The organism is Castellaniella sp. (assembly GCF_034007085.1).
GTDB lineage: Bacteria > Pseudomonadota > Gammaproteobacteria > Burkholderiales > Burkholderiaceae_B > Castellaniella.
Genome location: NZ_JAVERO010000071.1, coordinates 1 through 10,758 on the forward strand (window position 1 = coordinate 1; position 10,758 = coordinate 10,758).

At 60.2% G+C, this 10,758-nt stretch carries 7 protein-coding genes and 1 pseudogene; 1 reads left to right on the forward strand and 7 read right to left on the reverse strand.

Features of this window, described 5'->3' with window-relative positions; translation table 11 throughout:
• Positions 1 to 452, reverse strand: a 452-nt coding sequence (locus tag RBR29_RS07660; protein WP_320348374.1) for a replication/maintenance protein RepL, incomplete at its 3' end; no start/stop codon positions are given.
• 1,222 nt (positions 453 to 1,674) lie between these two features.
• Here RBR29_RS07660 and RBR29_RS07665 point away from each other — a divergent pair.
• Positions 1,675 to 4,575: an EAL domain-containing protein gene (locus RBR29_RS07665; protein ID WP_320348375.1), complete on the forward strand. Its 2,901-nt coding sequence runs from the start codon at positions 1,675 to 1,677 to the stop codon at positions 4,573 to 4,575.
• A 69-nt stretch (positions 4,576 to 4,644) separates the two neighbouring features.
• Here RBR29_RS07665 and lnt read toward each other — a convergent pair whose 3' ends face one another.
• The 6 genes and pseudogenes from lnt to RBR29_RS07695 form a co-directional block, all read right to left on the reverse strand.
• The gene (lnt, locus tag RBR29_RS07670; protein WP_320348376.1) at positions 4,645 to 6,306 is read right to left on the reverse strand and encodes an apolipoprotein N-acyltransferase; all 1,662 of its coding nucleotides are present in this window, start codon (positions 6,304 to 6,306) and stop codon (positions 4,645 to 4,647) included.
• Positions 6,296 to 7,180 (reverse strand): transporter associated domain-containing protein, encoded by an 885-nt coding sequence (locus tag RBR29_RS07675; protein WP_320348377.1) that lies wholly within the window; start codon positions 7,178 to 7,180, stop codon positions 6,296 to 6,298. The genes lnt and RBR29_RS07675 overlap by 11 nt, the downstream gene beginning before the upstream one ends.
• A 52-nt stretch (positions 7,181 to 7,232) precedes the next feature.
• Positions 7,233 to 7,718 (reverse strand): rRNA maturation RNase YbeY, encoded by a 486-nt coding sequence (gene ybeY, locus RBR29_RS07680; protein WP_320348378.1) that lies wholly within the window; start codon positions 7,716 to 7,718, stop codon positions 7,233 to 7,235.
• Positions 7,708 to 8,721 (reverse strand): PhoH family protein, encoded by a 1,014-nt coding sequence (locus RBR29_RS07685; RefSeq protein ID WP_320348380.1) that lies wholly within the window; start codon positions 8,719 to 8,721, stop codon positions 7,708 to 7,710. Before RBR29_RS07685 ends, ybeY begins: the two co-directional genes overlap by 11 nt.
• On the reverse strand, positions 8,718 to 10,181 hold the full coding sequence (gene miaB, locus RBR29_RS07690) for a tRNA (N6-isopentenyl adenosine(37)-C2)-methylthiotransferase MiaB (protein WP_320348381.1): 1,464 nt from the start codon (positions 10,179 to 10,181) through the stop codon (positions 8,718 to 8,720). Before miaB ends, RBR29_RS07685 begins: the two co-directional genes overlap by 4 nt.
• A 214-nt stretch (positions 10,182 to 10,395) precedes the next feature.
• A pseudogene (locus RBR29_RS07695) lies at positions 10,396 to 10,758 on the reverse strand (protein translocase subunit SecF); the annotation flags it as partial.

Below are 10,758 nucleotides of genomic sequence, written 5' to 3' on the forward strand. Positions count from 1 at the left end.
TTATTAACAACATCTTTATTTAACTTATGCGTTAGACCTTTTAATGCTAAATTTGGATTAAAGAAAATTGATCCATCTTCATAACGAATAAGTATATTTTTCTCAATCAATGATTTATATATAGTGCTAACGTGGGCTTTTGCTATTCCTGATTTTTGGGAAATTGCCTTTTGTGTAATGTTTAATTGATTTCCGTAAGACATTTTATTCAATATGGCAAAAATAACTTTAATCTCTCTTTGTGTTAGATTGTATTTAATCATCACTTCGTTAAAGTTATCTACAAAGAATAAAACAAATTCATTTTTAATAGATACCTTCGGTGCTCTTTCAATATAAACTTTCGCATTAACCTGTTTGATGTCTTTAAACTCATCATTATCATCTAACTTTTCTATGTCAGTAGCAAACCCGGCAAAATTATCATTAGTTGTATTTTGTATAGTATTCATTTTTATTATTCCTTTCAGTTTCTAATATAGTATATAAAGTTTCTCAAAAGAATCAAGTAAATAAAAAATGGAAACTAAAAAAAGTTTCTTCTAAAGGAAACTTTGGTTTCTTCTACAGGAAACTATTAAGTTTCTTCTATAGGAAACTATTTTAGAGCTAAAGCCTTTGTTTATCAGGGTTTTGAGAGTAGTAAGATAGTATATAAAAGAGAGTAAGAGACAAGGAGGTGATTATTAGAGATTTTCAGGAAACTAATTAGTTGTTAATTCACCAATTTAAATTGTTATCTCAACAATAGAGATTTAATTCAGGCGACATTAGCGGCCTACGGGCCTTTTCGTCCAAGGACATTAGAATCCTTACCTTACGGTCTTACTGCTACGCTTGAACTTAATTATTAGTTATTAACCTGGAATTACATACGCTCTGTTTTCGCGTCCCGACGCGCCCGCATCCGTTTTCTCTAAATAAATTATTCTTTCGCTTATGCGATTATAGTTTGTTATTTGAATTAACTAATATTTATTTTAGACAATAAAAAACCCCTAACTTTCGTTAGAGGTGATACTTTTCGTATACTTAGGGTATTTATATTATAGTTAATCAGTGGAATTAATCAAACAAAGTAGAGATTAAAACCATTAAAAATAGACCATAATTAACTCCCGCTTGGAATATACGTTAAATCTTCTACTTTTCAACCCCCTAAAACAATTGAAGATACTGATAAACAAAGGCTATTAATCAATTTTGTTGCTTGCGCAAAAAATAGTAATTTTCAAGCGTTAGCCTATGAGGTCGTAAGACAAGAACATATTTTCGGTACTTGGGGACGCGTCGGGACGCGGAAATAGTGCGGTAGAACCCCCGGACTGCTACAATGGGTAAATGTTCAGGTAGAGTTTTTTGTAGTTTTCACCCAACACAACTTTCTAACCTGCTGATTTGCAAGGTAATTTGGCAAGCCGGGAAATAGCCCCGTCCGCTCCGCCAAAGAATCCAAGGCCCCGTTGGTTGCGACCAACGGGGCTTTTTCTATTCATTCTCATTGTCTCCCTGGCCAGACTGGTCTGACCACACCGGACCAAAACCCCGATCTCCACCTGTGGTTTCGGGTTGTTAGCGTGTTGTCCTTTTTCGCGTATCCATTAACATGCCTGGGATGGCGACCTGGGCTGTGCATTGGCCTGTCATCACTGTCATACATCTCACAGGGAAGGCATGAGCCCTCACACATCGCGCGGGGTCTGGCAGGCGGCCAGGAGCACTTTTGGACCGGGGACGGTGTCTGCGGTCTTCTTCTTGCTGATGCTGGCCTTCGTACTGGGCAATGCCGTCATCGTGCATTCCCTGCTGTCGCGCTATGACGGCGCGCTGGGCCAGGCCATGACGCTGGATCACATGCGCGCTTCCAGTCAGCAGTTGGCCGTGCGGGCGATGCGCCTGTCGGATGGTGCGCTGGTGCAGGCCGGGCAGATCAGCCAGGACATGGATTTCATGGATCGCGCCATGCAAGCCCTGGATCAGGGCGGCGTCATCGACGGCCGCGAGATTCCCGCGCTGACGCATGCATCCGTGCGCGATTTTCTGCCCCGAATCCGGCGTGACTGGGCGATCCTGCGCGGTCGGCTGCAGACCGCGCTGCTGGGCACTTACGTACGCGACGAGCAAGCATCCGAGACGCAATCCCTGCCGCAGGTCATCCAGCGCCAGTGGGTGGCCGATGACGCCGAAACCTTGCTGGCCACACTGGATGCCTGCGCCGATACCCTGATGCCTCTGCTGCTCCAGGGCAAGGACCACGCGCTGTTGATGAGCGGCGGGCTGGTGTTGTTCGATCTGATCGTGCTGCTGGGCCTGTACCTGTTGTTGCGCCGTCACCTGGTCCGTCCCCTGAGGGAATTGCGGATTGCGTGCCGGGAACTGGTTCGAGGGCATTACGATGTCCGGGTCGCGTATCGGGGATCGGGCGTATTTGGCCAGGTCGTCCAGGATTTCAATGACGGCATCCGGCAGGTCCATGATCTGTTGGCCAAGATGCGCGAGAATCAGGCCGGACTGCTGCGGGCCGATACCATTTTCCAGGGGCTGGCGTCCAATTCCATCGTGGGGATCTTCCTGGTCGAGCAGGACCGGTTCACCTTCGTCAGCCACAAGATGGCCGAGATCTTCGGCTACGAACCGCACGAGATGATCGATGCCATGACGCTGCTGGGCATCGTCGTCCCGCGTGAACGGTTCCTGATGGCTGAATCGATCAAGGCCAGCCAGAACCGGCGGGATGGCACACTGCGTTTCGAGCGCCGAGGCCGCCGCAAGGACGGCACGGAGATCGATATCGAGGTATTCAGTTCGACGGTGAAAATGGGCGAACAGGTGTCCATCATCGGAATCGTTCAGGACATCACCGAACGCAAGCAGGCGGAATCCTCGGCCCAGCTGGCGGCCATTGCCTACGAGAACAGCAGCGAGGCCATTGCCATCACGGATTCCGCTGGGGTCGTCATCGACGTCAATCCCGCCTATTCGCGGATGACGGGATTCTGGCCCGACGAGATCGCGGGCGAATTGTTGCCCTTGCTGCGGCCAGGTCGCCACAACCGTGATTTCTACGATGACATGTGGCACGCCATCAATACGCAGGGCCGCTGGGAAGGCGAATACTGGGGACAGCGCAAATCGGGCGAGAGCTATGCCGAGCGCGTGGTCATGGACACCGCCTGGAACCATGATGGTTCGATCAATTGCCGGGTTGCGATGCTCAGTGACGTGACCCAGAAAAAGCAGATCGAAACCCAGATCTGGAACCAGGCGCATCACGACCCCCTGACCGGCCTGCCGAACCGCCAATATTTCAACGAGCGCCTGCGGGCCGCTGTCCAGTCCGCAGATCGGTCTGGGCAATCCCTGGCGCTGTTGTTCCTGGATCTGGATCTGTTCAAGGAAATCAACGACTCCATGGGCCATGCCACGGGGGACCGCCTGCTGATCGAGGTCGCCCGGCGACTGCAGGCCTGTGCGCCCCCTGATGGCTCGTTCGTGGCGCGTCTCGGGGGGGACGAGTTCGTCATTCTCCTGAGCAACGCTTCCGACAAGGCACACATCGATGACTTGTGCCGTGCCATCCTGGATCGGATCACGCAATCCTACCGCCTGGGCGGTGACCCCCTACGGGTTTCGGCCAGTCTGGGCGTGGCGCTGTATCCCCAGGACGCCGAGGATGCCGAGGCCCTGATGCGCCATGTGGACATGGCCATGTACGTCGCCAAGGCGTCCGGCCGGAACTGCTATCACTATTTCGACCAGAGCATGCGTGAACGCGCGCGCATGCAGCGCGATCTGATGTATGCCCTGCCGCAGGCGATCGAGGATTCGCAGTTCTTTCTCCTGTTCCAGCCGATTCATGCCTTCCAGTCGGGGCGCATTGTCCAGGCCGAGGTGCTGCTGCGCTGGCGGCATCCGGAATTTGGCGTGATCTCTCCTGCGGACTTCATTGCTTTTGCCGAGGAGCGTCAGTTGATCCGTCCGTTGGGCGACTGGGTATTCCGCGAGGCCATCCACCAGCTGGCCCGCTGGCGCCAGGACCTGGCCCCGGACTTGCGCTTGACGATCAATGTGTCGCCCGCCCAGTTGGGCCTGGGGGATGATACTGGCCTGGATGCTGTGTTCGGGCTGTTCGATACGCTGGGTTTGCCGCCGGACTGCCTGGTGCTGGAACTGAGCGAACAGGTGCTGGTGGCCGAGGATCCCCAGATGCGGATCCGGCTGCGGGGTCTGCATGATGCCGGCTTGCGATTCAGTGTCGGGGCTGTCTCGATCGGTATGCCGGCCCTGTTGGCGGTGCATGAAGTGCCGTTCGAGACGCTCAGGCTCGACCGTGCGACGACGGAGCGGTTGCTGGATGGTCAGCATGCTGCCATGGTCTGCGAGGCGCTGATCGCCCTGGCGCATCGCCTGGGTCTGCGGGTGACCGCCGAGGGCATCGCCAGCCAGATCCAATATGAACTGCTGCGCGATGCGGGCTGTGATGAAGGTCAGGGCTACTGGTTCGACGAACCCCTGGATCAGGCTGCGTTCGAGCAGCGCCTGCGGGATGAGGCGGGACATAGGGCAGTCCATTGAGGACTGTCCTATGCCAGACGAATCGGATCGGCCTGCAAGCCGCGCGTGGGGGGCTGCGGGCCGGGAGTCTTACGTGGGGTCTGCTCGCCGCCGGGCCCGGGCGGCCAGCAGCAGGCCCAGCAGCGTCCAGGCCAGGATGGGCGCATTGCCCCAGCGCACATAGGGCGTCAGTCCCTGGGTCCCCTGGATCTCGGCGTCCAGAATGCCGGGGCGGTTCGGTTCCAGCAGGCCCAGTACCCGGCCCTGGGCATCGATGGCGGCGGTTGCGCCGGTATTGGTGGCCCGTACCATGGGGCGCGCGGTCTCCAGGGCCCGCATGCGGGAAATCCACAAGTGCTGGCGCAGCGCCCAGCTGTCGCCGAACCAGGCCAGGTTGCTCAGGTTTGCCAGGATACTGGCCCCTGGCGCATCGGGTCCGTTGGAGGCGACGGTGGCGGCGATTTCTTCGCCGAAGGTGTCCTCGTAGCAGATATCGACGGCCAGCAGCTGGTCATCGACCGCCAGCGGCAATTGGTGATCGGCTCCCCGGTCGAAGTCACCCAGGGGGATCTGCAGCGCGCGCACGAACCAATGGAAACCGGGTGGGACGAACTCGCCGAAAGGCACCAGATGGCGTTTGTCGTAGCGCCAGTCGTGGTCGGATTGGGGCGAGGCCAGCGCGTGTGGCCGCACGGCGATGGCGCCGTTGGTATAGCGGTCGCCCATCGGTGTGTTGACGTGCAGCGGCGCGCCCAGCACGAAGGGCGCGTGCATTGATTCACTGGCTTCGCGCCATTGCTGCCAGACGGTCCCGGGTACCTGATCCTGGAAGATGGGCAACACGGTTTCCGGCAGAATGACCACGGCGGGGCGGTCTGCCTCGCTCTTGGGAGCCAGAGAGGCCAGCTGCTGGATACGGGCCTGGGTGGACAGGAAGCGTTCAGGCAGGAATTTTTCCGACTGCGGGATGGCGGGCTGGACCAGACGCACCATCACGGGCTTGCCCTGTGGCTGCGACCATTCGATGTGGCTCCAGACGATGCCCAGCAGGCCGGTCAGCAGCGCCAGGCCGACGACGGCGGCGGCGCTGCGGTCGTAGGCCGTGTCCTTGGCGCGGATCATCAGGGCGACGGCGGCGGCAGAGAACGCCGCCAGCCAGGCCAGGCCGTAGACACCGGCCAGCGGCGCCCAGGCGGCGAACATGCCTTCGGCATGTGCATAACCGATGTTCAGCCAGGTGAATCCTGTGAACAGTGTGCCGCGCAGCCACTCGGACAGCGTCCAGGCCGAAGCCCAGATGACGGCGTTCAGGATCTGGCGCGAGGCGCGTCTTTCGGGCTGTCCATGGCCGGCGCACAACCAGGCGGTCAGGGCGCAGGCGCCCGCTGCGTAGATGGCCATCGCGGCGGCGAACAGCAGCAGGGCCAGGATGGCCAGCGGCAGGGGCAGGCCACCGAATTCGTGCATGCTGATGGTCAGCCAGTACACGCCGATGGAAAACTGGGCCAGGCCGAACAGCCAGCCCAGGCCTGCTGCCCGACGTGGGCCGGGGGCCTGGAATGTCAGGGCGGCCAGGACGGTCAGCGCGGCGATCTGCACAAAGGGTAGGCTCCAGGCGGGCAGGGGACCGGGCGCAAAGCAAAGCGCCTGCAGGCCACCGGCCAGCAGTGCTGCCAGAGGGTTGCGCCAGGCGCGCCGGGCAGCGGCCGGGGGCCTGTCTGGCAGCACTGCTGGCGGATGTTCAGGCGGCATGTTCGGAAGCAGGCGGGCCTGGATCCAGCAGCCGCTGGATGTGCAGCCAGCGCGCCCGCTTGCTATCGGCGCTTACGACGGTGAAGACCAGGCCGTGGCCTTCGTGGCGCTCGCCGCGTCGCGGGATGTGACCCAGTTCGGCTGCGAGCCAGCCGTTGAGCGTATCGGCATCCTCGTCGGGCAGTTGGACGCCGAAGGCTTCGTTGAAATCCTCGATTTCTGCGGAGCCCATCGCGCGCCAGCTGTTTTCGCCGGTGCGGAAGATGGTCTTTTCATCTTCGTCATCGAATTCGTCCTCGATGTCGCCGACGATCTGTTCCAGCACGTCTTCCATGGTCACCAGGCCACAGACGCCACCATGTTCGTCAATGACGATGGCCAGGTGATTGCGGCTGACGCGGAATTCATGCAGCAGTTCGTTCAGGCGCTTGGATTCCGGGATGAAGACCGGCGGGCGCACCAGGGCGCGGATGTCCAGCGCGTGATCGGCCAGGGCCAGCAACAGATCCTTGGCGAGCAGTACGCCGATGATGTTGTCGCGGTCGCCTTCGTAGACGGGAAAGCGGGAATGGCCGGTTTCGGTGATGCTGGGCATCAGTTCCGCCAGGGGGCGGGAAATATCGAGCAGGTCCATGCGCGCGCGCGACACCATGATGTCGGCCACGGTCTTGTCCGCGACCGTGAGCGCCCCGGAAATCATGGCATACGATTCCCCGTCGAGGACGGAGTGGTCATGGGCGGCTTCCAGGACCGCGCGGATATCGTCGCGGTCGGCAGGCGGGGCTGGGCGCAGCAGGGCCTTGAAGCGGGAAAACAAGGAACGTGTGGACCGGGGCGGTCGAGGCTCCGGGTCAGGTGTGTGGGGTTCTGACATTGTCCTGGGGACGAGTGACGGATTCTGTAGCATAACCGATAAACGATCGGTTTCAGGCGTGGTCGTCGTCGATGTAGGGATTCGGAATGCCCTGGGCGGCCAGGATGCGGGCTTCCAGGGCTTCCATGCGTGCGGCTTCGTCGGCTTCGATGTGGTCGTGGCCCAGCGCATGCAGCACGCCGTGGGTGACCAGATGGGCGGCGTGGTGCAGCAGGGGCTTGCCTTGCTCGGTGGCTTCGCGTTCCAGCACGGGCAGGCACAGCACGATGTCGCCCAGAATCAGGCCGGACGGATCAGCGCCGTATTCGAAAGTCAGCACATTGGTGGGGTAATCGCGCTGCCGCCAGGTCGCGTTCAGGGTGCGGCTTTCTTCGGCGCCGACGATGCGCAGGGTCAAGGCTACCGGACTGCCGGCACGGGGTTCGGGTGGGGCCAGGGCCAGGGCCAGGGCGCGCCCCGTCCAGCGCCGCAGGCGCCAGCGAGGCAGCGTCGGTGCTTCGGTGGCGTATTGGACCGAGAGGGAAAAATCAGGATACATGGTCGCCCGCCCGTTCGTAGGCTTCGACGATGCGGCCCACCAGCGGGTGGCGCACCACATCGCGGCTGGTGAAGCGGGTCTGGGCAATGCCCGGTACATCATCGAGCACGTCCAGGGCGTGCAGCAGGCCGCTCTGGTGGCCTTTGGGCAAGTCCACCTGGGAAGGGTCGCCATTGATGACGGCCTTGCTGCCGAAGCCGATCCGGGTGAGGAACATCTTCATCTGTTCCGGCGTGGTGTTCTGCGCCTCGTCGAGGATGATGAATGCGTGGTTCAGCGTGCGTCCACGCATGTAGGCCAGCGGAGCGATTTCGATGGTCTGTTTTTCGAACAGGCGCTGAGTGCGCTCGAAACCCAGCAGGTCGTACAGGGCATCGTAGAGCGGTCGCAGGTAGGGATCGACTTTCTGCACCAGATCGCCAGGCAGGAAACCCAGGCGTTCGCCTGCTTCCACGGCGGGGCGCGTCAGCACCAGCCGGGACACGGATTCGCGTTCCAGCGCGTCGATGGCGCAGGCTACGGCCAGCCAGGTCTTGCCGGTGCCGGCCGGCCCGACACCGAAGGTCACATCATGCTTCAGGATGGCGTTCAGATAGTCGCGCTGGCGCGGGGTGCGTGGCCGCAGGTCGGTCTTGCGGGTGCGCAGGCTCAGGCTGGCATCGTCCACGGGCGGCAGATCGGGCAAGCCGGGCGCGTCTTCGGGGGCCGTGCCTGCATGGGCACCCAGTTCCACCAGGCCGAGTTGCAGGGTGTCCAGGGACAGTGGCGCCTGGGCCGCGCGTTCGTGGAACCAGCGCAGCGCCCGGGCGGCTGGGCGTGCCTGGACGCCCCGGAGGGTATAGCGGTTGCCGCGCCGCTGGATCTCCACTCCGTAGGCCTGGGCGATCTGGCGCAGATTTTCGTCCAGCGGTCCGCACAGATTGGCCAGGTGGGTGTTGTCGGCGTCCAGTTGCAGCGTGAGCGGGCGGGCCTTGGGGCCGCCAGAGCGTGGGGCAGCGGTCATTGCAGGGTATCGTTCGTCATGATTTCGCCGCGCAGGGTATTGGTCAGGGCCGCCGTGATGCGCACATCGACCATCTGTCCGATCAGGCGCGGCTGGCCGGCGAAGTTGACGATGCGGTTGTTTTCGGTCCGGCCTTTCATGTCGCCGGGATCCTTTTTGGATGGACCTTCGACCAGCAGGCGCTGGACGCTGCCGACCATGGAACGGCTGATGGCGGCGGCCTGTTCGTTGATCAGGGCCTGCAGGCGGTGCAGTCGATCCAGCTTTTCGGCTTCCGGCGTGTGGTCGGGCAGATCGGCCGCTGGCGTGCCGGGGCGGCGCGAATACACGAAGGAGAACGACTGGTCGAAACCCACATGGCGCACCAGATCCAATGTTTTCTGGAAGTCAGCCTCGGTTTCGCCGGGAAAGCCGACGATGAAATCCGAGGACAGCGTCATGTCGGGCCGTGCGGCGCGCAGGCGGCGGATGATCGACTTGTATTCCAGGACCGTGTAGCCGCGTTTCATGGCGGCCAGCACCCGGTCGCTGCCGGCCTGGACCGGCAGGTGCAGAAAGGGGACGAGCTTGGGCAGTCGGCCGTGGGCCTCGATCAGCCGCGCGGTCATTTCCTTGGGATGCGAGGTGGTGTAGCGGATGCGTTCGATGCCGGGGATGTCGTGGACATAATCCAGCAGCATGGCGAAATCGGCGATGGCTCCGTCGGCGCCGGCCGGTCCCCGGTAGGCGTTGACATTCTGGCCCAGCAGGGTGATTTCGCGTACGCCCTGGTCGGCCAGGTCGGCGATTTCTACCAGCACGTCGTCAAATGGCCGCGAAACCTCGGCCCCACGGGTATAAGGAACGACACAGAAGCTGCAGTATTTGCTGCAGCCTTCCATGATGGAGACGAAGGCGGCCGGCCCGTCGATCCGGGCGGGGGGCAGGGCATCGAATTTTTCGATTTCCGGGAAGGAAATATCCACCTGGGGCCGTCCCGTGGCGCGGCGCTGGTCGATGAGTTCCGGCAGGCGGTGCAGGGTCTGGGGGCCGAACACCACGTCCACATAAGGCGCGCGGCGCACGATGGCCTCGCCTTCCTGGCTGGCCACGCAGCCGCCGACCCCGATCACCAGGCCGGGGTTCTGCTGTTTCAGGTGCTGCACGCGACCCAGATCGGAAAAGACCTTTTCCTGGGCCTTTTCGCGCACCGAACAGGTGTTGAACAGGATGATGTCGGCGTCGTCCGGGGTCTGGGTCAGTTCCACCCCCTTGGCGGCGTGCAGCACATCGGCCATTTTTTCGGAATCGTATTCGTTCATCTGGCAGCCGAAGGTGCGGATGAACAGTTTTTTTACGCGGCCGGGCTCTGTCGGTTGCAACAGGGCGGCCAGGGCCTGGTCCTGGGCTGGGTCGGCGGCGGGGCGGGTGTTTGAAGATGCAGGCGGGACGCCGGGGCGGCGCAGGGTGGTTTCTTGCATGGTTGGGTGCCGTGACGGGTTTATATCCCGGGGGCGTAAAAGTCTGGAAACCTTCAATTGTACTGTGGATGAGTCCAGGTGCTGGCGGCGCTGCGGGACGGTGGCGGGTGGTTCTCCGACAACCGCCCGTTGCCGCGCACGGATCAAGAACCCAAAAAACAGGGCCGGCTGTCCGAAGACGCCGGCCCAGGAAGCAGGCGGACAGGAAACGGATTTACCCGAGTTCGACTTCCGGTTCGTCCTTTTTGACCGGCTTGACCAGGTCCTCGCGCTTGATGCCCATCCACATCGCCAGGGCCGCGGCCACGAATACCGACGAATAGATCCCGAACCAGATCCCGATCGTCAGGGCCAGGGAAAAATTGTGCAGGGTGGGGCCGCCGAAGAAGAACATGGACAGCACCATCATCTGGGTGGAGCCGTGGGTGATGATGGTCCGGGAAATGTTCTGCGTGATCGATGCGTTGATGATCTCGCGCACCGATGCCTTGCGCTGCTTGCGGAAGTTTTCGCGGATCCGGTCCATGACCACCACGGATTCGTTCACCGAATAGCCCAGCACGGCCAGTACTCCGGC

Coding starts and splice junctions, on each gene's coding strand:
- lnt (WP_320348376.1), bottom strand. CDS start 6,306: ATGCCGCCTGAACATCCGCCAGCAGTGCTGCCAGACAGGCCCCCGGCC.
- miaB (WP_320348381.1), bottom strand. CDS start 10,181: ATGCAAGAAACCACCCTGCGCCGCCCCGGCGTCCCGCCTGCATCTTCA.
- RBR29_RS07685 (WP_320348380.1), bottom strand. CDS start 8,721: ATGACCGCTGCCCCACGCTCTGGCGGCCCCAAGGCCCGCCCGCTCACG.
- ybeY (WP_320348378.1), bottom strand. CDS start 7,718: ATGTATCCTGATTTTTCCCTCTCGGTCCAATACGCCACCGAAGCACCG.
- RBR29_RS07665 (WP_320348375.1), top strand. CDS start 1,675: ATGAGCCCTCACACATCGCGCGGGGTCTGGCAGGCGGCCAGGAGCACT.
- RBR29_RS07675 (WP_320348377.1), bottom strand. CDS start 7,180: ATGTCAGAACCCCACACACCTGACCCGGAGCCTCGACCGCCCCGGTCC.